The sequence below is a fragment of the Mycobacterium sp. E3305 genome, from assembly GCF_001666785.1.
In the GTDB taxonomy this organism is placed as follows: domain Bacteria; phylum Actinomycetota; class Actinomycetes; order Mycobacteriales; family Mycobacteriaceae; genus Mycobacterium.
Genome location: NZ_LZJA01000200.1, coordinates 43,607 through 67,530 on the forward strand (window position 1 = coordinate 43,607; position 23,924 = coordinate 67,530).

The 23,924-nt window shown below is 67.0% G+C and carries 25 protein-coding genes, 1 other RNA gene and 1 pseudogene; 9 read left to right on the forward strand and 18 right to left on the reverse strand.

The genetic code is table 11. The annotated features are described in order from the left end of the window. Window positions 1-4: 4 nt before the first annotated feature. Window positions 5-325 (reverse strand): hypothetical protein, encoded by a 321-nt coding sequence (locus tag A5701_RS18655; protein WP_067756958.1) that lies wholly within the window; start codon window positions 323-325, stop codon window positions 5-7. A gap of 74 nt (window positions 326-399) precedes the next feature. Between A5701_RS18655 and A5701_RS18660 the strand changes: the two genes are divergently transcribed. After that, a complete protein-coding gene (locus A5701_RS18660) occupies window positions 400-1,188 on the forward strand; it encodes a M15 family metallopeptidase (RefSeq protein WP_369807433.1) in 789 nt (262 codons plus the stop codon). Here A5701_RS18660 and A5701_RS18665 read toward each other — a convergent pair. Beyond that, window positions 1,185-2,768, reverse strand: a complete 1,584-nt coding sequence (locus A5701_RS18665; protein WP_067756961.1) for a serine hydrolase — start codon at window positions 2,766-2,768, stop codon at window positions 1,185-1,187. The two genes, A5701_RS18660 and A5701_RS18665, sit on opposite strands and share 4 nt — an antisense overlap. 162 nt (window positions 2,769-2,930) lie before the next feature. Beyond that, entirely contained in the window at window positions 2,931-3,401 is a 471-nt protein-coding gene (locus A5701_RS18670) for a CAP domain-containing protein (RefSeq protein ID WP_197499074.1), read from the reverse strand. A gap of 121 nt (window positions 3,402-3,522) precedes the next feature. On the opposite strand from A5701_RS18670, the gene A5701_RS18675 reads away from it, so the two are divergent. Both A5701_RS18675 and A5701_RS18680 read left to right on the forward strand, forming a co-directional pair. Further along, window positions 3,523-4,266, forward strand: a complete 744-nt coding sequence (locus A5701_RS18675) for an N-acetylmuramoyl-L-alanine amidase (protein ID WP_231972854.1) — start codon at window positions 3,523-3,525, stop codon at window positions 4,264-4,266. Window positions 4,267-4,358: 92 nt separating this feature from the next. After that, window positions 4,359-5,120, forward strand: a complete 762-nt coding sequence (locus A5701_RS18680; RefSeq protein WP_067756967.1) for a C39 family peptidase — start codon at window positions 4,359-4,361, stop codon at window positions 5,118-5,120. On the opposite strand, the gene A5701_RS28300 is transcribed toward A5701_RS18680, so the two are convergent. From A5701_RS28300 to prfB, 13 genes are all read right to left on the reverse strand, one after another. Next, entirely contained in the window at window positions 5,117-5,350 is a 234-nt protein-coding gene (locus A5701_RS28300; RefSeq protein WP_067756971.1) for a hypothetical protein, read from the reverse strand. The two genes, A5701_RS18680 and A5701_RS28300, sit on opposite strands and share 4 nt — an antisense overlap. Window positions 5,351-5,728: 378 nt before the next feature. Next, entirely contained in the window at window positions 5,729-6,916 is a 1,188-nt protein-coding gene (locus tag A5701_RS18690; RefSeq protein ID WP_067756975.1) for an aldose epimerase family protein, read from the reverse strand. Between the two features lie 87 nt (window positions 6,917-7,003). Next, window positions 7,004-7,371: a transfer-messenger RNA gene (gene ssrA, locus A5701_RS18695) on the reverse strand. A 90-nt stretch (window positions 7,372-7,461) separates the two neighbouring features. Next, window positions 7,462-8,307, reverse strand: a complete 846-nt coding sequence (locus A5701_RS18700) for a maleylpyruvate isomerase family mycothiol-dependent enzyme (protein ID WP_067756980.1) — start codon at window positions 8,305-8,307, stop codon at window positions 7,462-7,464. Window positions 8,308-8,325: 18 nt separating this feature from the next. Continuing rightward, window positions 8,326-9,360: a tetratricopeptide repeat protein gene (locus A5701_RS18705; RefSeq protein WP_067756983.1), complete on the reverse strand. Its 1,035-nt coding sequence runs from the start codon at window positions 9,358-9,360 to the stop codon at window positions 8,326-8,328. Between the two features lie 6 nt (window positions 9,361-9,366). Continuing rightward, entirely contained in the window at window positions 9,367-10,611 is a 1,245-nt protein-coding gene (locus tag A5701_RS18710; protein WP_231969071.1) for a 26S protease regulatory subunit, read from the reverse strand. A gap of 54 nt (window positions 10,612-10,665) precedes the next feature. Further along, window positions 10,666-11,415, reverse strand: coding sequence for an EamA family transporter (locus tag A5701_RS18715; RefSeq protein WP_197499075.1), 750 nt, complete (start codon window positions 11,413-11,415; stop codon window positions 10,666-10,668). Window positions 11,416-11,507: 92 nt separating this feature from the next. Next, window positions 11,508-12,017, reverse strand: a complete 510-nt coding sequence (gene smpB / locus A5701_RS18720) for an SsrA-binding protein SmpB (RefSeq protein ID WP_067756993.1) — start codon at window positions 12,015-12,017, stop codon at window positions 11,508-11,510. Between the two features lie 2 nt (window positions 12,018-12,019). Continuing rightward, entirely contained in the window at window positions 12,020-12,913 is an 894-nt protein-coding gene (ftsX, locus tag A5701_RS18725; RefSeq protein ID WP_067756996.1) for a permease-like cell division protein FtsX, read from the reverse strand. Beyond that, window positions 12,914-13,603: a cell division ATP-binding protein FtsE gene (gene ftsE, locus A5701_RS18730; protein WP_067756999.1), complete on the reverse strand. Its 690-nt coding sequence runs from the start codon at window positions 13,601-13,603 to the stop codon at window positions 12,914-12,916. A 43-nt stretch (window positions 13,604-13,646) separates the two neighbouring features. Beyond that, on the reverse strand, window positions 13,647-14,126 hold the full coding sequence (locus A5701_RS18735) for a hypothetical protein (protein ID WP_067757002.1): 480 nt from the start codon (window positions 14,124-14,126) through the stop codon (window positions 13,647-13,649). After that, complete coding sequence (locus A5701_RS18740; RefSeq protein ID WP_067757005.1) at window positions 14,123-15,118, reverse strand: mechanosensitive ion channel family protein; 996 nt, start codon at window positions 15,116-15,118, stop codon at window positions 14,123-14,125. The genes A5701_RS18735 and A5701_RS18740 overlap by 4 nt, the downstream gene beginning before the upstream one ends. Next, window positions 15,108-16,229 carry a peptide chain release factor 2 gene (prfB, locus tag A5701_RS18745; protein ID WP_067757008.1) on the reverse strand — a complete coding sequence of 374 codons (1,122 nt, stop codon included), beginning with the start codon at window positions 16,227-16,229 and terminating at the stop codon, window positions 15,108-15,110. Before prfB ends, A5701_RS18740 begins: the two co-directional genes overlap by 11 nt. A 162-nt stretch (window positions 16,230-16,391) precedes the next feature. Here prfB and A5701_RS18750 point away from each other — a divergent pair, with 162 nt between their 5' ends. Both A5701_RS18750 and A5701_RS28305 read left to right on the forward strand, forming a co-directional pair. After that, window positions 16,392-17,759: an FAD-dependent oxidoreductase gene (locus tag A5701_RS18750; RefSeq protein WP_067757011.1), complete on the forward strand. Its 1,368-nt coding sequence runs from the start codon at window positions 16,392-16,394 to the stop codon at window positions 17,757-17,759. 159 nt (window positions 17,760-17,918) lie between these two features. Further along, window positions 17,919-18,056: pseudogene (locus A5701_RS28305) on the forward strand (PPE family protein); the annotation flags it as partial. A 7-nt stretch (window positions 18,057-18,063) separates the two neighbouring features. Here A5701_RS28305 and A5701_RS18755 read toward each other — a convergent pair. After that, entirely contained in the window at window positions 18,064-18,393 is a 330-nt protein-coding gene (locus A5701_RS18755; protein WP_067757014.1) for a hypothetical protein, read from the reverse strand. A 33-nt stretch (window positions 18,394-18,426) separates the two neighbouring features. On the opposite strand from A5701_RS18755, the gene hisN reads away from it, so the two are divergent. The 3 genes from hisN to A5701_RS18770 all read left to right on the forward strand — a co-directional run bounded on the left by hisN (window position 18,427) and on the right by A5701_RS18770 (window position 21,948). Continuing rightward, window positions 18,427-19,215, forward strand: a complete 789-nt coding sequence (gene hisN, locus A5701_RS18760; RefSeq protein ID WP_067757017.1) for a histidinol-phosphatase — start codon at window positions 18,427-18,429, stop codon at window positions 19,213-19,215. Window positions 19,216-19,300: 85 nt separating this feature from the next. Then, entirely contained in the window at window positions 19,301-20,710 is a 1,410-nt protein-coding gene (locus A5701_RS18765; RefSeq protein WP_067757020.1) for an acyl-CoA dehydrogenase family protein, read from the forward strand. 32 nt (window positions 20,711-20,742) lie between these two features. After that, window positions 20,743-21,948, forward strand: coding sequence for an acyl-CoA dehydrogenase family protein (locus A5701_RS18770; protein WP_067757023.1), 1,206 nt, complete (start codon window positions 20,743-20,745; stop codon window positions 21,946-21,948). A 77-nt stretch (window positions 21,949-22,025) separates the two neighbouring features. Here A5701_RS18770 and A5701_RS18775 read toward each other — a convergent pair whose 3' ends face one another. Next, entirely contained in the window at window positions 22,026-22,883 is an 858-nt protein-coding gene (locus A5701_RS18775) for an oxidoreductase (RefSeq protein ID WP_067757026.1), read from the reverse strand. A 22-nt stretch (window positions 22,884-22,905) separates the two neighbouring features. On the opposite strand from A5701_RS18775, the gene A5701_RS18780 reads away from it, so the two are divergent. Beyond that, complete coding sequence (locus A5701_RS18780) at window positions 22,906-23,904, forward strand: acryloyl-CoA reductase (RefSeq protein ID WP_067757029.1); 999 nt, start codon at window positions 22,906-22,908, stop codon at window positions 23,902-23,904. The last annotated feature ends 20 nt before the right edge of the window (window positions 23,905-23,924 follow it).

Here is a 23,924-nt window from a genome sequence, read left to right on the forward strand (position 1 = left end):
CTCGTCACCCACGCGGTTCGTAGGCCAGAAAACACTGCACCTGCCGCACCGCGTCGGGCCGGTTGACTCCCATATCCACTAATCTCTCGACGATTTGGGCCGGCGGCACGGCCCCATCCACATCCGTCTCGATCACGTGAACGCTGGGAAACCAGTTCTCCGGACGCACCCCGGGCGGCGGGGGTTGCACGCCGCCTCCGACGCAACGTGCGTAGCCCTCGATGCCATTGTCAGCGTGAGCAGACGCCACTACCAATACGACCGGCGCGACGAGCGATACGGCGATGGCCATGCCGACCGCCGCAGCCACACGGATGAAGCGCATGCTCGAATATAACCTCGCGCCGTTCAACCGAACACAGAAATCTTGCACGCACCGTGGCGCACACTCGGCGTAAGGTGACGGCGGGCTCGGAGGGTCGGAAGAAGCAGGCGGTGAACACTGCATCGGGGTTGACGCGCTTCGGGCGCCGGTTTGCCGCCGCGGCCGGAATGCTCGCGGCGGGTCTGGTGCTGGTGCAATGCACGGCCGCGGCGCCGCCGCGCGCGGCCGCACCGTCTCCGTCTGCGGCCGCCCTGTCATCGTCATCGGCGGCGGCCACGCCGCCGGCCAACCCGCCGCCGGCCGCCGCCGCTGCGACCGTGGAAACGGTCACCGCGGCCGAACTCGGTGCGACGTGGCGGCCGGGTTGCCCCGTCGAGCCGGAACAGCTGCGACGGGTCGACGTCGACTACGTCGGTTTCGACGGCCAGACGCACCGCGGCCAGCTGATCGTGCATCAGGACTTGGCGCCGGAGGTCGTCGTGATCTTCGAGCAGCTTTTCCGTCTGGGCTATCCCATCGAGAAGATCCGTACCGTCGACCACTACCAGGACGCCAATGACGAGTTGTCGATGGAGGACGACAACACGTCGGCGTTCAATTGCCGCCTCATCCCCGGAACCAACGAATGGTCGCCACACGCCTACGGCCGGGCGATCGATATCAATACGCTCGTCAATCCGTGCCTGTACGCCAGCGGGTATTTCGAACCGCAGAACGCGGCGGCTTACCTGGACCGCAGCCGCACCGACCCGGGACTCTTACACCCTGGCGATCCGGCGGTGCGCGCCTTCACAGATCATGGCTGGCGCTGGGGCGGCGAATGGGCGGCGCCCCTTGACTACCAACACTTCGAGCGGCCCTAGAGGCCCAGGGCCTGGGCCGCGGCGGTTGCCACCTCACCCCTGATGTCCGAGATCGGTGGGCTGCCGCGCGTATGAATCGAGTTGGTGAGCAGAACGACGTAGGTGTCCGAGGCCGGGTCGAGCCACACCGAGGTTCCGGTGAAGCCCGTGTGTCCGAAACTCCCGACGGGAAAAACCGCTCCGCGGGGCATGGACAGCGGCGTATCGATATCCCAGCCGAGACCGAGCAGATTCTGTCCCGCGATCGCCGGATAGCGGGCGGCAAGCAGCGGATGCGCGGTCTTCGACCTCTTCGCGGCTGCCGCCCGCGCGGCGTCGTCCGCCGCCTTGACCTGTTGGTCGGTGTGTCCCGGCTGCTGCGGGGTCGTCATCAACTCCAAAGTCTGTTGTTGGAGCGGGAATTCGCTCGGCCGGCCCGCAAGCCGATCGAGCAGCGCCTGCGCGTAGACGCCGACATCGTGCGCCGTGGAAAAGACGCCGGCGTGCCCGGCCACCCCGCCCATGCGGCGGGCGGTCGTGTCCTGCACGGTGCCGCGCAGCAGACGGTCGAGGTCGGGATTCTTGGCCGGATCGGCCCGGCCTTCTTCGTCCCGCGCCGTGGGTGCGATGCGCGGCAGGATGTCCGTGTCCCAGCTGCCCGCGGGACACGGCTGCCCCTCGCCTGCCGTCGACGCGGCGGCCCACCCGACCGCGGCTCCCCTGACCGCGTGTGGACCGCATGCCTTGTCCAACGGGAGATAGCGGGTGTCCCGCAGGCCAAGCGGCGCGAATACGTGTTCCTGGACGTAGACGTCTTCCGCCTCGCCCGTGACTTTCTCGACGAGCGCGCCAAGCAGGATGAAATTGATATCGGAGTAGCGGAAAGACCCGCCGGGGCTCGACTCGAGCGGCGTCGTGAGCGCACGATGAACGCCTTCGGTCTTGTCGGGTGTGGCCAGTCCCCATGGATCCTTGAGTTCGACGTCGCCCGTCTCACCCGACGTGTGCGTCAGCAACATTCGAACCGTCACGTTTGCGCGCCGTGGGTCGTTGGCCGGGTTGAACTCCGGCAGATAGCGCTGCACGGGATCGTCGAACTGAACCTTGCCTTGTTCGTAGAGTTGCATCACCGCGGTCGCCGTCGCGAGGCTCTTGGTCAACGACGCCAGATCGAAGATCGTGTCCTCGGTCATCGGCTCGGCCGGTGCGGGCGACCCATCCAACCCCGGCTCGCCCGCGAGCTTGCGCGATCCGAAAGCCTGATCGAACGCAACGGCGCCGCCGTGGCCGATCAGGACCACCGCGCCGGGCAGCCTGTTGGCCGCAATAGCGTCGTTGATCAGTTTGGAAAGGGGTGCGAACTCCGGTCCGGGCGGCTTTGCGGCCGGGGAACCGGGGGGCTGTGCGGCCGGGGAACCGGGCGGCTTCGCGGTCGGGGCGTGCGTGAGCTGCCAGGAATCGCCGGCCGCCGGGTGCGAGGCTTGACCACGCCCGCACGCCGCCACGACCACGAGCGCGACGCCCGCAACGGCGATGGCCGTCCGCCGACGTAGGCGCCAGCGGTCGAGCGAGCTGTTGCCAACCGTGCTGGCCCGTCCCATCGGCACGCCTCCCGACCTGCTTCTCCTCCTACGGCCAAAGCCTAGTGCGGTTTCTCGCCGAGCCATCCGGATTTGCCTGGATGGTTATTACGCGGTTTGTCGCCACGAATTCGCCTTGTAACCAACAACTCTCAGGCATTGACGCGCAGCGCGGCGCGCATTTCAGGCGGCGAAGTCGCCGACGACCGTCATCTTGTTGCCGTCCGAGGCGGTGGCGAAGCCGGCCGCGGTGTAAGCGCAGTTCAAAATGATCGCCCGGTGCGGCGGGCTTTGCATCCACAGGTCGAGCGCTTGGTTGATGTTCGCGGCGGACCCGGTACCCCAGAAGACGACCTCACCGCTGTAGGGGGTGCGGTAGCCCGCATCCGTGATGCGCGTCTGCGGTGAAGAGCCGTCCGAGCCGATGTGGCCGTTGACCCCGTTGGTAAGCATGTCGTTGGCGTGCCGCTGCGCCGCATCGGTCAGGCGTGGGTCCTGGCCGATCGGCCCGCAGGATTGGCGAAGCCGGTTCACGCCGCTGTACAACGCCCACCCTGATGCGTCTGCGCGGGCGGCGATGTCAACGGTCCCGGGAGCCGTTGCGACCAAGGCGCCGAGCGAGAACACTGCGACAACCTTGACTTTCCTCGTCATGTTGCCTCTTGCCACACCGTGTCTTTCGGGCCGCGGGAAGCAAGCGTTACCGTCTCGTGACCATGGGAGGTCCCCGCGATCGGTCCGTTTCGCGACGTCGACCCCCGTATCGTGGTGAGGCGTGTGTGAGCCCGCGTCAAGCCGGCCGGCCGTTGTCAGCCGCCGCCAGATGCTGGGACTGGCCGGCGGCCTCGGGGCGGCGGCCGTGGTCGGGCCGCGCTCGAAGACCACACCGACGGGTCCGACGTCGACGGCAGACGTCCGCCTGACCGCTGGGAGTTCGGCCCTGTTGCTGTGCCGGGACGCCTGGGGCGCCCGGCCGGCCCGCCCCGGGGGCAGGCGTCACACCATCACCCGGATGACCCTGCACCACGAGGCCGTGGCCCTCGGTGACAACCGCAACGCCCCCAACCACCTGCGCCAGGACCAGCGCTACCACCAGGATCAGCACGGATGGATCGACATCGCCTACCACGTCGGCGTCGACCGCAACGGCAACATCTACGAATTGCGGAGCACCGAGCTCGCGGGCGACACGGCGACGGATTACGACACGACGGGCCATTTCCTCGTCCTCTGCGAGGGCGACTTCGATCAAGAGGCGGTCCCCGAGGCGCAGCTCCTGGGAGCGGCTCGGGCATTCGCGTGGGCCGCCCAGACGTTTCGCGTCGCGACCACCACATTGGCGGGCCATCGGGACCTGGCGTCGACGTCGTGCCCGGGCGCCAACCTGTATGCGCACCTGACTTCGGGCGACCTGAAACACCGCATCGACGATCTGCTGGCCGCGGGCGGGGTGGACCTGCAGCGGTTCTGCGGACCCGACGCGGCGGCAAGAGTCGCGGCGATCGAAGCGGGGAACTGAGGTTCGTCGGCGCTTCAATTGCGCTGCGCGGGTTTGCTAGGGATGCTACGTTGCTGACCAATCGGTAGTTCGACCGGCCTTTGCGAGGCAACATGTTCGACTCTCGGATCGTGGCCGCGGCGCCCGCGGCCCTGGCGGCCGCCTGCATCGGTATGGCCAGCATATCGACCCTATCGGCGTGCAGTGGGGCGTCACCGTCGATACGCGCAACCGCTACCTCAGCTACCGTCGACGGCGGCCGGACGCAGGCCAGCCCGCCCAGCACCCGAGCGATTGCCAGCGGCGTGTACGGCGACCCGGACGCCGCCGCCGAGTTCTGGCAGCAGCAGTCGTATGAGGACAACTGCGGGCTGGCTTCGGTGGCGGACGTGGTTGGGGAGGTCACCGGGCACTCCCCGACCGAGCAACAGATCATCAAGCTGGCACAGCACACGCCCTCGTCGATCCGCGACGGCCCCATTTACGCCCCCACCGGCGACCCGGCTCACGACGGCCCGAACGGTGGCATCGACATGGCCGACACGGTGGTGCTGCTCGAGCACTACGGCATCAAGTCGCACATGACCTATGACAAGCACCCCGAAGAGGTGGGCCTGTCGTCGCTGGAGCAGTACCTGGGCGCGAACCGCAAGGTCATCGCGTGGGTCAACTCCGGAACCATCTTGAACTCCAACGACCAGCGCACGTCGGCCGATCATTTGCTGGTGGTCACCGGCATCGACACCGTCAAGGATGTCGTCCACCTCAACGACCCCTACGCCGATCACGCCAACACCAAGGTCAGCATCGGCACGTTCATGACGGCCTGGAAGATCGGACAGGAATCGATCGTCGTGACCGCGCCGCCCGGCTAGGGATTCGTCACTGTGTATCGCCCGGGCCCGCCGTTTTCATGGCGTTCGGCGCGGTGATGGGAGCCGTCGCGGTCGTGGTCGGGGTCGCGCGGCTCGTCGGGCTGGTGGAACTCGTGGGCCGCCCGGAGCTCGTCGTCGTGGGCGTTGTCGGAGTCGTAGGCGTTGTCGGAGTCGTCGGACTCGTGGGAGTCGTGGGCGTGGTACTCGCCAGGCCGGGACCTTCGCCGCACCAGTCCGCCACATCCTTCGGGTACTGCTCGATGGGCGGTGGGCAGCGCTGCCCCGGCGGGAAATTGGCGCCGGCGTTGAGCAGATCGCAAGGCACGTAGACCTGCTTGCCCGTCTGGGTGTTGGTCAGGCACTTCGTCGGCGGCGCACCGTGGGCCGCGACGGGAATGACGGCGGCCGCCGCCGCCACCGCGCCCAGTACCAAGGCAAGGCGGCGATAGGTCATGAAAAGCTCCTCGTTATAGCTGCGAGAGTTCATCACGATTAAAGCCGCTCACCCCTGGCGCAACGCAAATTACCGCCGTGAGCAGGACATTCTCTGTGGAGGTGTTCGAGAATCGAGCCAGTCTCACCGCAGATACGGGCGCCGGCCCCACGGCTCATTGCGTGCCGAAGGCGAAAACAGTCGTCGAATCGTAGGTCTGGCCGGGGTTGAGCGTGGTCGTCGGAAAGTTCGGGTGGTTCGGCGAATCAGGGAAGTGCTGGGTCTCCATCGTGAATCCCGCACCCTGCCGGTAGATATGCCCGCTGGTGCCGGTGAACGCACCGTCAAGGAAGTTGGAGGTGTAGAACTGCACCCCGGGCTCGGTCGTGGAGACGGTCAGCGTGCGCCCTGTCTGCGCATCCTCCGCCCTGGCCGCTTCCACCAGGCCTGCTTTGTCGCCCCGGTTGATCACCCAGTTGTGGTCGTAGCCGTGCGCCATCAGCAGCTGTGGGTCGTTCGCGGTGATACGCGCTCCGATCGCGGTCGGTGAGGTGAAATCGAACGGCGTGCCCTTCACCGGGACGATCTGGCCCGTCGGGATCTGTGTGGCGTCGGTCGGCGTGTAGTTGTCGGCATGGATGGTGACCTTCTGGTCGTACACGTCGCGCGTGTCCTCGCCCGCCAGGTTGAAGTAGCTGTGATTGGTCAGGTTGATCACGGTCGGCGCATCGGTGGTCGCGTGGTAGTCGATGCGTAGTTCGTTCTGCCGGTTCAGGGTGTAGGTGACGGTGACCGTCAGCGTCCCGGGGTACCCCATTTCGCCTGCGGGACTGACATATTGGAGTTCCAGGCCAACGCTGTCGCCGCCGTCGCGCCGGCTTGCCTGCCACACCTTGGTATCGAAGCCCGCGGTGCCACCGTGCAGGCTGTTGCCGTTGTTGTTGATCGGCAGGTGATACTCGTTGCCGTTCAACGAGAATGCCGCCTTGGCGATCCGGTTGCCGTAGCGGCCGACGAGCGCGCCGAAATAGGTCTTGGCGGATCCGGTGTTGTTCAGGTAACCGTCCAGGGTCGGAAAACCCAACACCACATTGCCGATGAGTCCGGTGCGATCGGGGACCTCGATCGACTGAATGATGCCGCCGTAGGTCAGGATTCGCACGCGCATGCCGTGTCCGCTGGTGAGCGTATAGCGGCGCACGGGCGCCTCACCCACCTGACCGAACGGCTCGCTGGTTATCGACGGCGGCCCTGCGGGTGCGTTGCCGCGGTCCGTGGCGGTGTTTGTCGTCGTATTGACACAGGCGGCCAAGCCCGCGACAGCGAGGACGGAGATCAGCTGAAACGGTCGCTTACCGCGCATGGGCGCCCCTCGCCTTCGTCCATTCGGAGTAACCGGGCGAAGCGTTCTGTCCAGTCAAACGAAAGGACCGCCAAGCGGCGATCCATTTGGTGGAGCTGCCGGGAATCGAACCCGGGTCCTACGGCATTCCCTCAAGACTTCTCCGTGCGCAGTTCGCTATGCCTCTACTCGGATCTCCTGGTCACGCGAACAAGCCAGGATGACGATCCCAGTCGCTGTTGGTGTCCCGATGAGCCCCGCGACCGAACTCATCGGTTGATCCCTCTAGCTGACGCCAGGCTCCGGGTCGAGGGCTTTCCCGGTCTGACGGACTAGCTGTCGCTTAGGCAGCGAGAGCGTAGTCGCGCTGATGTGAATCGGCGCTTAATTGGTTGCAACGACGCTTACGGTGGTCTCTTGCCTGCACCGGCACGCTTCCCTTGATTCGATGCGCGAAGTCGAAACCGTTCAGCCCCTCGCATCCCCGCCGATTTTCGGCAGGACAATCAATAGTACGCCGTGATCAACGCGCGGCAACGAACGTATCTTCCCGGTCCGCGCTGCGATCAGATCACGAAATTCAGGTGCTCGACGACCTGGGCGGCCACGTCCTCGTCACCGCCGAGGTCGACGGATTGCGCCCGGGCGCGGCACATGGGCCGGCCGCCGGCCAGCCGGGTGAACTGCAGGCCGTCCAGCCGGATCGCCACCGTCGGCTCCTGGCCGCCGAAGTCATCGACCAACCGGGCCCGCCCATCGACGCTGACGCGGATGTTGCGGGACAGCGGCCCGGTCAGCTCGAACAGGACCCGCGAGCCCTCGGGCGCCTTGGCCCGCTTGCCCACCACGTAGCCCATGGTGGCGGCGATCTCGTCCAGGGACAGTTCAGCCGCGGGACTGGCGAGCTGCTCATCGGACGACGGCCAGCGCAGCGCCTCGCGGATGTCCTGCTCGTGCATCCAGCAGTCGAACACCCGGACGCGCATGAATCGCCCGTAGCTCTCCGGGCCCACCGGCGTCACCGTCACGGCGTCCCAGTCCTCGGCGGACATGTCCGTCAGCGCCGCGCGCCGGTCGTCGGTGATGTCCTTGAACCGTTTGAGCACGTCGCCGCCGGGCTCCGCGCTCAGGTAGCGCACCCAGCACTCGTTCATCGCGCCGATGTCGTTGCGAACATGCTCGAGCGTCGAGACGTCGATGTCGGGTTGCGGCGCGGGGACGCCGGCGAGGAACGACTCGGTGCCGATCATGTGCGCCACCAACGCCTTGACGTCCCAACCGGGCAGCGGGCTGGCCGCCTCCCACTCCGCCTCCGGCAACCCGTCCAGCAGGGCGGTGATGTCGTCCCACACCGCGAACAGACCCGCGAGCACTTCGGACTTGTCGAGCTTGGTGACAGGGCGATCGGCCATGGTCGGATAGTAGGCCGATCATTTCCCGATCAAGAGCCCGATCCGAATAATGACCAGGGCGCCCACGGCCAGCAGTCCGCCGACGGCGATCATCGCCGGGGGTCCGGGGTAGACGGTGACCCACGCCCCCGCCGCGATGGCGACCAGCGCGTGGATGGCGCGGGCGGCGGAGAATCGCTGCTTGCGCAACACGGACAGCAGCACGCCGCGCGGAATCGCACGCACTAGCCACCACAGCACGGCGATCATGGCCGCGGTGAGCAACCCCACGGCCACTCGCGCCACCGCGGTCGGACGCCCGTCGTTGTAAGCCCCCGCGGTGATGGCGAGCAACACGCTCAGCACACCGGCCCCGACGGTGACGCCAGCGAGCACCTTTCGCAGCACCACCCCGATGTTTCGGCGAGCCAGGTCCGCCAGTTCCGGGTCGCTTCCCGCGGCCCCGAGAAACCCACGCAGGGCGCGACCAAACTTGTTCCCATCCAATCGGTGAATGGCCAGATCGTTGAGCGCCTCGGCGTTGCCGGGATCCAACTGCAACGCTTGCCGATAGGAGGCGACGGATTCGGAACGCCGCCCGAGCCGATGCAGGATCGCGCCCCGCAAGTTCAGCGCATCGACATCGTTGGGTTCGAGCTGCAGCGCCCTATCGATGACGTACAGGGCCGTCGCCATTTGTCGCGACCTCAGCAGCAGAGCCGCGTACAGGCGGTATTGGGCTGCCTGGTTCGGATGGGCGACCACCCCCCGCCACGCCATCCACATTGCGTCATAGTTGCGGCCGAGACCCTCGAGCGCCAACGCGTAGACCCGCATCGCGAATTCGTGTTGCGGCGCGACCGACAACGCTGCATATGCGCTGTTGGCTGCGGGCCCATGGTTTTTGAGTGCGTGATCGGCCGCGGCGTGCAGGGCCAGCAGGTCAGGGTCGTTGGGATTTTGCGACAACGCAGCGCGGGTGACATCTCGTGTCCGCTGGTAATTCCTGGTCGCGTAATACGCGCGGGCGACCTGCAGGGCGCTGTCGGCTCGAACGCCGGGGTCCGACGTCACCGGTGGTCACCGAAACTTCCTGCGGCGCAGGTACTTCGCCAACTCGTCGTACGTGCCGTCACCGTTGGCGAATTCGACGACATTGCGCGCCGTCTCGAACCAGGGGCCGGTGCTGGGCCGGATCTGAGCGAGCGCGTTGTCGATATCGGCCATCAGCACCGGCCGCACCTGGCCGCTGCGCATCGAATCCGCCATCGCAAGCTGCGTCGCGATCTCGCACACGTAGGCCAAGTCGGCGCCGGAGAAGCTTTCGGTGCGGTTGGCGATCGTCTTGAGGTCGATACCGGAGACCGGCCGGTCCTGCAGGTGCGATCGCACGATGCCCGCTCGGGCGCCGACGTCGGGCAGGCCGACGAAAATCATCCGGTCGAATCGGCCCGGCCGCCTCAGCGCCGGGTCGACATCCCAGGGCGCGTTGGTGGCGCCCAGCACGTACACACCGTCGTTGATCGACCCCGCCGAATCCATCTCCTCCAGCAGCGTGTTCACCACCGGCCGCATCCCCGAGCTGCCGCTCAGGGCCGAGCGCCGATGACCCAACGCGTCCACCTCGTCGAAGAACAGCACGCAGGGCGCGTTGCGCCGGGCGGTGTCGAAGACGGCGCGGATGCTGCGCTCGCTGTTACCGAACCACTGGTGCAGAACGTCGGCGATGCCAACTTGATAGAAGTTCGCACCCAGCTCGCCCGAAATGGCTTTGGCAATGAACGTCTTGCCGCAGCCCGGTGGGCCGTACAGCAGCAGCCCGCCGCGCGCGGTCACCTTGTACGCCTTCATCAGCTCGGGATTCTTGATCGGGCCGAGCAGCGAAAGGTCCAGCTGCCGTTTGACGTCCTCCATGCCGGCGACGTCGTCGAGCCGGACGCGGACGCGCTGCACGACGTCGAAGTCGTCCTCGTTGACGGCGTCCGGGGGGCGCTCGACGAACGCGGGCTCGATGATGTCGGCGACCTCGCGTTCGGCGCTCGACCAGTCGAACCCCTCCTGGCCGGCGGGTGGCTCTCCCGGCGACGGCGGACCCTCGGACGATGCCCCCAGCGCCGCGGTGCACCGCTGCAGCAGGCTCAGTGCCTGGGCGTTGCCCGGTTGCTGGGTCAGCGCCGTACTGCAGTGACTCAGCGCCTCGGCGTACCGCCCCTTGTCCGCGAGCAAATTGGCGAGATGCAGCCTCAGCTCGATCACGTCGGGGCTGCGTTCCACCGCGCCCGACAACTCCCGGATGACCGGGTCCTCGGTATCGGATGCCCCCACCGTCATCTCCCCGCGTATGAGTGCTGGCAGCCCGATACTAAGGGGGCAGCGCCGTCAGCTGGCGGCGATCATGGCCACGGAGCCCATGGCCATCACCATGCCGAACCCCTGCCACCGCGTGAGCCGCTCGCGCAGCACGACCATCGCCAGCACGACCGTGGCCGCCGGGTAGAGGGAGATCAGGATGCTGGCCAGCGAGAGCAACCAGGTGTGCAACGCCAGCAGCATGGTCACGTTGGCGCAGATGTCCAGCACGGCCACGGCCAACGCCAGCTTCAACGGCTTCCCGCGCGGCGCCCGCAGGTTGTCACTGGCCGCGGCCATCACGAAGATCACCACGGTGGCCGCGAGCCGGGCGAAGACCAGCGGCCACAGTTTGCACGCGTGGGGCGCCTGGTGCAGAAAGACCAGGTTCAGTCCCATCGCCGAACCGGCCAGCAGCGTGAGCCACGCCACCTTCGGGGTGAATCGATACGGGGTGACGCCCTGTGCGGTCGCTTCCCGGCTCACCAGCATGACCGCGACCAACGCCAGCACGAAGCCCACCGAAGCGCCTGGCCCCGGCCGCTCCCCCAGCGCCACTCCGACCGCGACCGGGACGGCCGCGTTCAGCACCGCCGCCAGCGGCGAGACGACAGAGATCGGCCCGGCGCCCAGCGCGGCAAAGAAGGCCCACATGCCGACCGCCATTCCGACGCCGTAGAGGCAACCCCAGAAAACGGCGCCCCACGAGATCGGCCCGCCCACCGCCAGGGCCAGCGCGCCCAGCAAGAACGTCTCGATCGGATAGACCACCAGCATCACGCGCAGCGCGGCGACCCGGCGAGCGGCTACACCGCCCACGAAATCGCTGACGCCGTAAGTAACGGCCGACAGCTGCGCGTAAGCGGCCCCGATCAGCTCATGCCCTTGGCTCGGCGACCCAATTCACGGACCACTTCGCGCTGGGCATCGCGGCGGGCCATGTCCTGACGTTTGTCGTGCGCTCGCTTGCCGCGCGCTAACGCGAGCTCGACCTTGACCTTTCCTTCGGAGAAATACAGAGACATCGGCACGAGGGCGAGGTTACCATCTCGTATCTTTCCGACCAGACGGTCGATTTGTTGCCTATGTAACAACAACTTTCGGTTTCGACGTGGCTCATGGTTGGTCCAGCTACCGTGCTGATACTCGGGAATGTACAAGTTGCGCAACCACACTTCGCCGTCGTCGACGGTTGCGAACGCGTCGGCCAGGGACGCGTGTCCCTCGCGCAGACTCTTCACCTCGGTGCCCTGTAAAGACACTCCGGCCTCGAACTCCTCGAGGATCGAATAGTTGTGCCGCGCTTTGCGATTGGTGGCGATGATCTGTTTGCTGCCACGCTTGCCGCCCGCCGCCCTGGCCCGGCCGGGATCTTTCGCCACAGCTACCGCCGGATGTAGAGGCGCAACGTCGCGTAGGAGGTCAGCCCGGCGATCGACACGCCGAGCAGGAACAGCCACGGCGAGATGTAGAGGATGTCGGCGTAGTCGACCTTGGCGATCAAATGCGCTTGGTAGAACTGGCTCAGCGCGTTGTCCAGGAACCACGCTCGCACCAGAACCAGGCCGACGATCGCGATGGCGACACCGATGGCCGCGGCCAGCATCGCCTCCACCAGGAACGGCAGCTGGGTGTACCAGCGGCTGGCCCCGACCAACCGCATGATCTGGATCTCCGTGCGCCGCGTGTGCGCGGCGACCTGGACCATGTTGGCAATCAGCAGGATCGCCCCGATGGCCTGCACCAGGGCGACGGCGAACGCGGCGTCGCGCAAACCGTCCAGGACGGCGAATAGCCTATCTATCAAATCTTTTTCGTTGAGGATGCTGCGCACGCCCGGCTGGCCCTGCATCGCGGCGTCGAACTCCGCGTGCTGTTCGGGGTTGTTCAGCTTGACGATGAACGACGCGGGAAACGACTCCTTGCCCGCCACGTCCTTGAACTCCGGGAACTTCTTGATCGCGTCGTTGTAGGCGTCCTGCCGGTTGACGAAACGCACCGATTTGACGTCTTGGCGCGCATCGATCTTGTCCCGCAGCGCTTTACACGGGCCGGACCCGCATGTCGCGTCGTTGGCGGAGATGTCGTCGGTGAGGAACACCTGCGTCTCCACGCGGTCGAGATAGATCTCCCGCGAGTTGTCGGCCAACCGCACCACCAGCAGACCGCCACCGAACAGGCCGATCGAGATGGCCGTGGTGAGGATCATCGCCGCCGTCATCGTGACGTTGCGACGGAGCCCGGTCAGGACCTCGTTGAACAGGAAGCCAAAGCGCACTTAGCGGTCCATCCCATAGATGCCGCGCTGCTCGTCGCGAACCAGCCGCCCCAGAGACAACTCCACGACGCGCTGACGCATCGAGTCGACGATGTGGTGGTCGTGCGTCGCCATCAACACCGTCGTCCCCGTGCGGTTGATCCGCTCCAACAAATCCATGATGTCCTTACTGGTGTCTGGGTCGAGATTGCCAGTCGGCTCGTCGGCCAGCAGAACCAGGGGCCGGTTGACGTACGCGCGCGCGATCGCCACGCGTTGCTGCTCGCCGCCGGACAACTCGTGGGGCAGCCGGTTCGCTTTGCCGGACAGGCCGACCGTTTCGAGCACCTCGGGCACCACCCGGTTGATGGCGTCGGCCCGCCGGCCGATCACCTCCAGCGCGAAGGCGACGTTCTCGTAGACGGTCTTCTGCTGCAGCAGGCGGAAGTCCTGGAACACGGTTCCGATCACCTGGCGCAGCTTCGGAATGTGACGACCGCGCAGCTTGTTGACGTGGAACTTCGACACCCGGATGTCGCCGGAGGTGGGGTTCTCCTCGCCGAGCAGCAGCCGCATGAACGTCGACTTACCGGAACCCGACGGGCCGATCAGGAAGACGAACTCACCCTTGTCGATTTTGACGTTCACGTCCTCTAACGCCGGACGGGCCGACGCTTTGTACTTCTTGCTGACATGGTCAAGGGTGATCATCACGGCACGCCAGTGTAGCCGTGAATTTCGCTGGCAAGCCAAGTCAACTGGCCGGCGGTGGCGAACTGGGCGCCGGGCCGGGCCCCGGCTGCGGTAGCTGAGGCGGCGATGCGGGGCTGCTGGTGCTGGGCGGGCAGAAGGGCGGCGGCAGCAGGCACGGCAGCTGCGGCAGCGCCGGTGGCGGCGTGGTGGTGGTCGTCGTCACGGGCGGCGGTGGCGGCGGCGGCGTGCTCGTCGGGGTCGGCGTGTAGGTGACGGTCGGCGGCGGCTGCTGCACGCGACTGCGCGGCACCCAGGTGTAGTTCGGGTCGGGGACGAAACCGGGCGGCACCACCTGCTGCGCGGGTGGCTTGGGCGCCGGTTCCGGGCGGTAGGTGTCGTAGACCCACCACGCGGCGAAGAAGGCGATGATCAGCACGAGGGTCGAGGTGCGGAGCCGCCCGCCGAACATGTATTTCGGCCAGCGATGATCCGCGTCCGAGTCTTCGCTGCGCTTCTCGAAGATGCTCAGGGTGAATTTCAACGCTTCTGCACCGCACCTTGGACGTCGTCGTCGATTCGCTCCTCGGCCGCCTGGGCCACCGGGACGGACGGGTCTTCCACCAGCCCGACCTTCGCGTCCGCCGCGGTCATGATGCCGACGCGGGCCAGCGCCCGTATGACCAGGACACGCAGCTGTCGGCCGGCCTCGAACTGCTTGCCGGGCAGCGTGCGGGCCACCAGACGCAGGGTGACGGTGTCGACTTCGATGCTCTCCACACCCATGACGGTGGGCGCGTCCAACAGCAACTCGCCCAGTAGCGGGTTTTCCATCGCGCGGTCGCATTCCTGGTGCAAGACCTCGTTGACCCGGTTCAGGTCGGCGCTGGTGGACACCGGGATGTCCACCACCGCGCGCGCCCAGTCCTTGGACAGGTTGACCACCTTGACGATCTGTCCGTTGGGGATGGTCAACACCTCGCCGTCCGCTGAGCGCAGGCGGGTCACCCGAAGCGTCACGTTCTCGACGGTGCCGCTGGCCTCCGTCGAGGAGACGACGGTGAGGGTGACCAGGTCCCCGAAGCCGTACTGGCGCTCCGCCAAGATGAAGAAGCCGGACAACAGGTCCCTGACCAGCTGCTGCGCCCCGAAACCCAGGGCGGCGCCGACCACGGTGGCCGGCGCGACCAGTCCCCCCACGGAGAACTGCAGCACGTCGGCGATCTGCATGATCACCCAGATGCTGATCAGGACCACCGACACCCAGGAGATCACCGAGGCCATCGCCTGGCGGTGCTTGGTCGCCTCCGAGCGCACCAGCGCGTCGCTTTCGGCGAAACCCAGGTTGAGCTGACGGGTGATCTGCTGCGCCACCCAGTTGACGAACCGGGCCGCCAGCACCGCCACGATCAGCACCATCACGATCCTCAGACCGCGGGTGATGATCCACTGCCCGATGTCGCCGCGCCAAAATTCGTGCCAGCCCAGCGCCCTTGTCAGGGCGGTCGAGGCAAGAAGAGTTGTGTTAGTCGTCATCTTTTCGGTTGCGCCACCGGATTCCCGCTTCCAGGAACCCGTCGATGTCTCCGTCCAGGACGGCCGCCGGATTGCCGACCTCGTACTCGGTCCGCAGATCCTTGACCATCTGATAGGGATGCAGAACGTAGGAGCGCATCTGATTGCCCCACGAACTGCCGCCTTCACCTTTCAACGCGTCGAGTTCTGCGCGTTCTTCGGAACGCTTGCGCTCCAACAACTTTGCCTGAAGCACTCGCATCGCCGAGACCTTGTTCTGCAATTGCGATTTTTCGTTCTGGCAAGTCACGACGATACCCGTTGGGATGTGGGTTAAACGAACGGCCGAGTCGGTGGTGTTCACGGATTGGCCGCCGGGCCCGCTGGAGCGGTAAACATCAACGCGCACATCGCCTTCCGGGATGTCGATGTGATCGGTGGTGTCCACCACGGGAAGCACCTCGACCTCCGCGAACGACGTCTGGCGTCGATTCTGGTTGTCAAAGGGGCTGATCCTGACCAATCGATGGGTACCCTGCTCGACCGACAACGTGCCGTAGGCGAACGGGGCGTGCACGGCGAACGTCGCGCTCTTGATGCCCGCCTCCTCGGCGTAGGACGTGTCGAACACCTCGACGGGGTACTTGTGCTGCTCGGCCCACCGGATGTACATCCGCATCAGCATCTCGGCCCAGTCGGCCGCGTCCACCCCGCCGGCGCCCGACCGGATGGTGACCAGCGCCTCCCGCTCGTCGTACTCCCCCGAGAGCAGCGTGCGCACCTCGGTGGCTTCTATATCGGCCCTCAGCGCCTTCAGCTCGGCGTCCGCCTCGGCGAGCGCTTCTGTTTTGCTGGCGGCGCCCTCCGCTTCTTCGGCCGCCAGCTCGTAGAGCACCGGCAGATCATCGAGCCGTTGCCTCAGCTCTTCGATGCGACGCAGTTCCCCCTGGGCGTGGGACAACTGGCTGGTCACCCGCTGCGCGTTGGCCTGGTCATCCCACAATTGGGGATCGGACGCCTCGTGTTCGAGCTTCTCGATCCGGCTGCGCAGACCGTCCACATCGAGCACCCGCTCCACCGTGGTCAGGGTGGAGTCAAGGGCGGCGATGTCGGCTTGACGGTCGGGTTCCACAGCGGACAACGTTACCGGGACGCTCCGAGCGCCCCGGCTCCCGGCGAGTGCCCGGGCCACGACCAGCGGTCATGCGTTTAGCATCGAGTCACGGTCATGTGCACCCCGCGCCGCGCGCCGCCAGCCCCCGCGCGCTAACCGGGCACGAATAGAAGGTCGAGTATGCGTCCATACCACGTTGCCATCGTCGGCTCCGGACCGTCCGGGTTCTTCGCCGCGTCCTCCCTGCTCAAAGCGGCGGACGCGGCCGAAGACATCGAGGTGGCCGTCGACATGCTGGAGATGCTGCCGACCCCGTGGGGGCTGGTGCGCTCGGGCGTCGCGCCCGACCACCCGAAGATCAAGTCGATCAGCAGGCAGTTCGAAAAGACCGCCGAAGATCCCCGCTTCAGATTTTTCGGCAATGTGGTGGTCGGCGAGCACGTGCAGCCCGACGAACTGTCCGAACGCTACGACGCGGTGATCTACGCCATCGGCGCGCAATCCGACCGGTCGTTGAAGATTCCGGGCGAGGACCTGCCCGGCAGCATGGCCGCGGTGGAATTCGTCGGCTGGTACAACGCGCACCCACACTTCCAAGAACCCGGCCCCGACCTGTCGGGCGCCCGGGCCGTGGTCGTCGGCAACGGCAACGTCGCCCTCGACGTCGCCCGCATCCTGGTGACCGATCCCGACGTGCTCGCACGCACCGACATCGCCGACCACGCCCTGGAGTCGCTGCGGCCGTGTGGCGTGGAGGAAGTGGTGATCATCGGGCGGCGCGGGCCGCTGCAGACCGCGTTCACCACGCTGGAGTTGCGCGAGCTGGCCGATCTGGAAGGCGTCGACGTGATCGTCGATCCGGCGCAGCTCGAGGGCATCACCGCCGACGACGAGGCCGCCGCGGACAAGACGACGAAGCTGAACATCAAGGCGTTGCGCGACTACGCCACGCGGGCGCCACGGCCCGGCCATCGCCGGATCGTGTTCCGGTTCATGACTTCGCCGATCGAGATCAAGGGCGACGGCAAGGTGGAGAGCATCGTGCTCGGGCGCAACGAATTGGTCAACGACGACAGCGGCCGGGTATCCGCCAAGGACACCGGCGAGCGCGAGGAGCTGCCGGTTCAACTGGTGGTGCGGTCGGTCGGGTACCGAGGTATGCCCACCCCCGGTCTGCCGTTCGACGAGAAGACCGCGACCATCCCCAACGCCGCGGGCCGGGTGGAGGGCAGCCGCAACGAATACGTCGCCGGATGGATCAAGCGCGGGCCGACCGGTGTCATCGGCACCAATAAGAAGGACTCCCAGGACACGGTCGACACGCTGATCGCCGATCTGGACCGCGCGAAGGAATCCGGTCTGCCGGACTTCCCCGACGACCACGCCGACCAGCTGGCCGACTGGCTGGCCTCACGCCAGCCCAAACTGGTCACCTCCGCGCACTGGGAGGTCATCGACCGTCATGAGCGCGCCGCCGGGGAGCCGCACGGGCGCCCGCGCGTCAAGCTGCCCAACCTGGCCGAGTTGCTGCGGATCAGCCACGGCTGATCACCCCCGTCAGCCAGCGTGCACGCAGGCCACCCGGACCGGGAACGCCTATCTCCCAAAGACATTGGCACCATCAGCGTGGGCAGCTTGACGTCGTTGACAGCTAACACGTCAGATATCAAGCGGTTCAACGGTTCCTATCCGCCAGGCGTCTGATGAGCGCAGAGAACTCGAACCGGATCCAACATGCCCGGCGCACCCGGAATTCCAGGGGGCAGAGTCTCGCGGGCCGCGCTGGTCGTACCGCGTTATGGCGTCCGCATCTCGGTGATGGCCCGCCCGCCGGCGGCCGGCTGACGGATCGCTAGACCGGGGGCGGCTCGGACGGCGCGAACTTCCAGTTGTCCGGATTCTTCGGCGAATACACCACCGGAAACAACTGGCCCATGGTCGGCCACTGCTCGACGTCGACGGCCATGCGCTGATACACCGCGTGCTCGCTGACCGTCGGCCCGTTGATGACCCCGGCGATGGTGACGAATTGCTCGCCGGTCGCGTCCGGCCGCGGGCTAACCCCGGTCACCAGCAGCGTGCCGTTCAAGAGGTCTCCACGTGGGCCGCGGGGGAGGAACCGCTGAGCAAGTGCGACCGCCAAGACGCCCAGCAGCAGGATCAGGACTCCGAATTCCCACACCCCGCCATCGTAGGGCCGTGATAGGACTGCGTCATGAGCCGGGACGATCTGACGCTGGCGCTCGCGCTGGCCGACCGCGCGGACGCGCTGACCTCCGCCCGCTTCGGCGCGCTGGACCTGCGTGTCGACACCAAGCCCGACCTGACCCCGGTTACCGACGCCGACCGCTCGGTGGAAACCGAACTCCGCGAGACGCTGGGGAGCGAACGGCCACAGGACAGCATTCTCGGCGAGGAGTTCGGTGGCACCGCCGTTTTCACCGGGCGGCAGTGGATCATCGATCCCATCGACGGCACCAAGAACTTCGTGCGCGGCGTGCCGGTGTGGGCCAGTTTGATCGCATTGCTCGAAGACGGTGTGCCGACGGTCGGCGTCGTGAGCGCGCCGGCGTTGCAACGCCGGTGGTGGGCGGCTCGCGGCCTCGGTGCGTTCGTCACGGTCGACGGCGCGCCCCCGCGGCCGCTATCGGTTTCCGCTGTGGCGCAACTCGACTCGGCCAGCCTGTCGTTCTCCAGCCTGTCCGGCTGGGCCGAGCGCGGTCTGCGGGACCGCTTCATCGGGCTCACCGACGCGGTCTGGCGGGTGCGCGCCTTCGGCGACTTCCTGTCCTATTGCCTGGTGGCCGAGGGGGCCGTCGACATCGCCGCCGAACCCGAGGTGTCGGTGTGGGACCTCGCCGCCCTCGACGTCCTCGTGCGCGAAGCGGGCGGAACGATGACCGGACTCGACGGCGTCGCGGGTCCGCACCGCGGCAGCGCCGTGGCGACCAACGGGCCGCTGCACGAACTCGTGCTTCGCGCCCTCGACGCCGGCGGTCTGTGAATTAGTTAACAAGTGTTCTCTGTGATCTTACTCCGGAGTAAGATAGCCTTGTTCGCACTGCCCCGACTAACCACAGGCTGCCGACATGACCGACACAGGTTCCGGTTCCACAAAGACTTCCAAGTCCGCCCGCTCCGGTCGCAAGCGGAAAGACCAGCAGAGCGCGGTAGGGCTGCAACACCACAAGCGCACGGGCGTCGACATCGCCATCGCGCTGCTCACCCCGCTCATGGGCCAGGAATTCCTGGACAAATACCGTCTGCGCGATCCGGTCAACCGGGGCCTGCAGTACGGCACGAAGACCGTCTTCTCCACCGCGGCGGCCGCCTCCCGGCAGTTCAGGCGGGTGCAGAATCTGCGCGGCGGGCCGACCCGGCTCAAGTCGAGCGGCAAGGACTACTTCGACCTGACGCCCGACGACGAACAGCAGATGATCGTCGAGACGCTCACCGAATTCGCCGACGAGGTGTTGCGCCCCGCGGCGCCCGACGCCGACGAGGCGGCGACCTACCCGGCCGACCTGATCGCCAAGGCCGCCGAGCTGGGCATCACCGCGATCAACATCCCCGAGGACTTCGACGGCATCGCCGCCCACCGGTCAAGCGTGACCAACGTGCTGGTGGCCGAGGCGCTCGCCTACGGCGACATGGGTCTCGCGCTCCCGATTCTGGCCCCGGGCGGTGTGGCCGCGGCGCTCACGCACTGGGGCAGCGCGGACCAGCAGGCCACGTATCTGCACGAGTTCGCGGGCGAGAACGTTCCGCAGGCCTGCGTCGCCATCGCCGAGCCGCAACCGCTGTTCGACCCCACCCAGCTGAAGACCACCGCGGTGCGCACACCGAGCGGCTACCGCCTCGACGGCGTGAAGTCGTTGGTTCCGGCGGCGGCCGACGCCGAGCTGTTCATCGTCGGCGCCCAGCTGGACGGCAAGCCGGCCTTGTTCATCGTCGAGTCCTCGACGAAAGGCCTTACCGTCAAGGCGGATCCGAGCATGGGCATCCGCGCGGCGGCCCTGGGTCACGTGGAGCTCTCGGGCGTCTCGGTGCCGCTGAATGCGCGCCTCGGTGAGGACGAAGCCACCGACGACGACTACTCGGAGGCTCTCGCGCTGTCCCGGCTGGGCTGGGCGGCGCTGGCGGTCGGCACCTCGCATGCGGTCCTCGACTACGTGGTGCCCTACGTGAAGGAGCGCGAAGCGTTCGGCGAGCCGATCGCCCACCGTCAGGCCGTCGCGTTCATGTGCGCCAACATCGCGATCGAGCTGGACGGCCTGCGGCTGATCACCTGGCGGGGCGCCGCCCGCGCCGAGCAGGGCCTGCCCTTCATCCGCGAGGCGGCACTGGCCAAGCGGTTGGGCGCCGACAAGGGCATGCAGATCGGCCTGGACGGCGTGCAGCTGCTCGGCGGCCACGGCTTCACGAAGGAACACCCGGTCGAGCGCTGGTACCGCGACCTGCGGGCGATCGGCGTGGCCGAGGGCGTCGTCGTCATCTAAGTCGTCATTCAACTCGAGCCGAAAGACCAATCATGGCAATCAATCTCGAACTGCCCCGCAAACTGCAGGCGGTGGCCGTAAAGACGCATCAGGGCGCCGCGGAACTGATGCGGCCGATCGCCCGCAAGTACGACCTGGCCGAACACGCCTACCCGGTCGAACTCGACACCCTGTACAACCTGTTCGCGGGCGCCTCGGAATCCATCGAGTTCGCCGGGGCCGACAACCTGGGCGACGAGAACAAGGACAGGGACCAAAACCACAACGGCGCGAACATGGCGGCCCTGCTGCAGACCCTGGAGGCCTGCTGGGGCGACGTCGCGATGATGTTGTCGGTCCCCTACCAGGGCCTGGGCAACGCGGCAATCTCCGCGGTGGCCACCGAGGAACAGTTGGAACGCCTGGGCAAGGTGTGGGCGGCGATGGCCATCACCGAGCCGGGCTTCGGCTCCGACTCCGCGGCGGTGTCGACCACGGCCAAGCTGGACGGCGACGAGTACGTGATCAACGGCGAAAAGATCTACGTCACAGCCGGTTCGCGCGCCACCCACATCGTGGTGTGGGCGACGCTGGACAAGTCGCAGGGGCGCGCGGCCATCAAGTCGTTCATCGTGCCGCGCGAGCACCCGGGCGTGACCGTCGAGCGGCTCGAACGCAAACTCGGCATCAAGGGCTCCGACACCGCGGCGATCCGATTCGACAACGTCCGGATCCCGAAGGAGAACCTGCTCGGCAACCCGAAAATCGAAGTGGGCAAGGGCTTTTCCGGCGTGATGGAGACCTTCGACAACACCAGGCCCATCGTGGCCGCCATGGCCATCGGGGTCGGCCGCGCCGCCCTGGAGGAGATCCGCAAGATCCTGACCGAGGCCGGCGTGGAGATCTCCTACGACAAGCCCTCGCACGCCCAGAGCGCCGCGGCGGCCGAGTTCCTTCGGATGGAGGCCGACTGGGAGGCCGCCTACCTGCTCGCGCTGCGCGCGGCGTGGCAGGCCGACAACAAGATCCCGAACTCCAAAGAGGCGTCGATGAGCAAGGCCAAGGCCGGCCGCATGGCCAGCGACGTCACCCTCAAGACTGTCGAATTGGCCGGCACCGCAGGCTATTCCGAGCAATCGATGCTGGAGAAGTGGGCGCGCGACTCCAAGATCCTCGACATCTTCGAGGGCACTCAGCAGATCCAGCAGTTGGTGGTCGCCCGCCGCTTGCTGGGCCTGTCGTCGGCCGAGCTCAAATAGCGACCGGTCTGCGCCGAACGTGCAACCATGGCGGAAATTCGGCGATTTCTTCGCCCTGAGTGCACGTTCGGCGAAACTTAGGCGCCGATCGCGTCCAGCTGCTCGCGGACCTCGTCGTCCAGCTCGATGGAGGCGACGTCGAGGTTCTCCTCGAGGTGGCGCACCGACGAGGTGCCCGGGATCAGCAGCACGTTGGGCGCCACGCCCAGCGTCCACGCCAGCGCGACCTGCGCGGGCGTGTGCCCGAGCCGGTCGGCGGTCTCGACGACCACTTGGTGGGTGAGCACCGGGTTGGGCCGGATGAAGGCGGCCCCCAGCGGGAAGAACGGAACGAACGCGATGCCGCGTGTCGTGCACTCCTCGAGCACGGGCGCCGATCCGCGGTCGACGAGGTTGAATGCGTTTTGCACACAGGCGACTTCGGTGCGCTCCAAGGCGCGCAGCAGGTGATCGCGGTTGACGTTGCTCAACCCGATCCCCCCGATCAGTCCCGCGTCGCGGGCTTCGATCATCACCGACAGCTGGTCGTCGAAAAGCTGATCCGGCCCGTCGCTTTCGAACACGCGCAGGTTGACCGCGGCCAATTGGTCGACGCCGAGCGTGCGCAGGTTGGTCTCGATGTCGCGGCGCAAGTCGGCCGGCTCGTCGACCGGTAACCAGGCGCCGCTGTCGTCGCGCCGGCCGCCGACCTTGCTCACCAGCGCCAAGTTCTCCGGATAGGGATGCAGCGCCTCGCGGATGAGCTCGTTGGCGACGTCGGGACCGTAGAACTGGGCGGTGTCGATGTGGTCGACGCCGAGTTCGACGGCCCGGCGCAGCACGGCGAGCGCCTCGTCGCGGTCCCGCGGCGGGCCGAAGACGTTGGGCCCCGGCAACTGCATCGCGCCGAAGCCCACCCGGGAGACCGAAAAGCGACCGAGTGGAAAGGAATCCATACGGTGAGGTTAGCGTCGGTGCATGGACACGTTTCAAGCGCTCGTCGCCCGCGAAGATGGTGACCGGATAACCGCCTCGGTCGAGACTTTGAGCCGCTCCGACCTCCCACCCGGTGAGGTGACGATCCGGGTGCTCTATTCGAGCGTCAACTACAAGGACGCGCTGGCGCTGACCCCGGGCGGCGGCGTGGTGCGCAGCTACCCCGTCGTGCCCGGCATCGACCTGACCGGCGAGGTCGTCGAATCCGGTTCGGCGGACTTCACCGTCGGCGAGCAGGTGCTGGCGCACGGATACCAGATCGGCACCGGCCACCACGGCGGCTACGCCGAATACGTGCGACTGCCGGCCGACCAGGTCGTCGCGCTCGGCGCGCTGAGCCCGCACGAGGGCGCGGCGATCGGGACAGCCGGCTTCACCGCCGCCATGAGCGTGCAAGCGCTGATCGACTGGGGCATCGAACCCGGCGCCGGCTCAGTGGTCGTCACGGGCGCCTCCGGCGGCGTGGGCTCGGTCAGTGTGGACCTGTTGGCCGCCGCGGGCTACCGGGTGGTGGCCTCGACCGGCAAAGAGGGTGCCGCCGGGCTGCTGAAAGAGCTTGGCGCCGCGGAGGTTATCGGCCGACTGCCCGAGGATCCCGACGCCAAACCGCGGCCGTTGGCCAAGGCGCGGTGGGCGGCCGCGGTGGACTGCGTCGGCGGCGCGACGCTGGCGGACGTGCTCAGCGCCGTCGACTACGGCGGGGCGGTGGCCTGTAGTGGCCTGACCGGCGGGCCGGCGTTGCGCACCACGGTGATGCCGTTCATCCTGCGCGGCGTGGCGCTGCTGGGCATGGATTCGGTGCAGATGCCGATCGGCCGGCGCCGCAAACTGTGGGCGCTGCTGGGTGATTCGTTGCGGCCGCGTCACCTCGACTTGCTCACCAGCGACGTCGACATCAAGGACGTCGTCGATGTGCTGGATCAGGTGCGTGCCGGCAAGTTCACCGGGCGGGCGGTGGTGCGGGTCGCCGGCGGTTTTTGAGTCGGCAGTAGGCTGTCCGA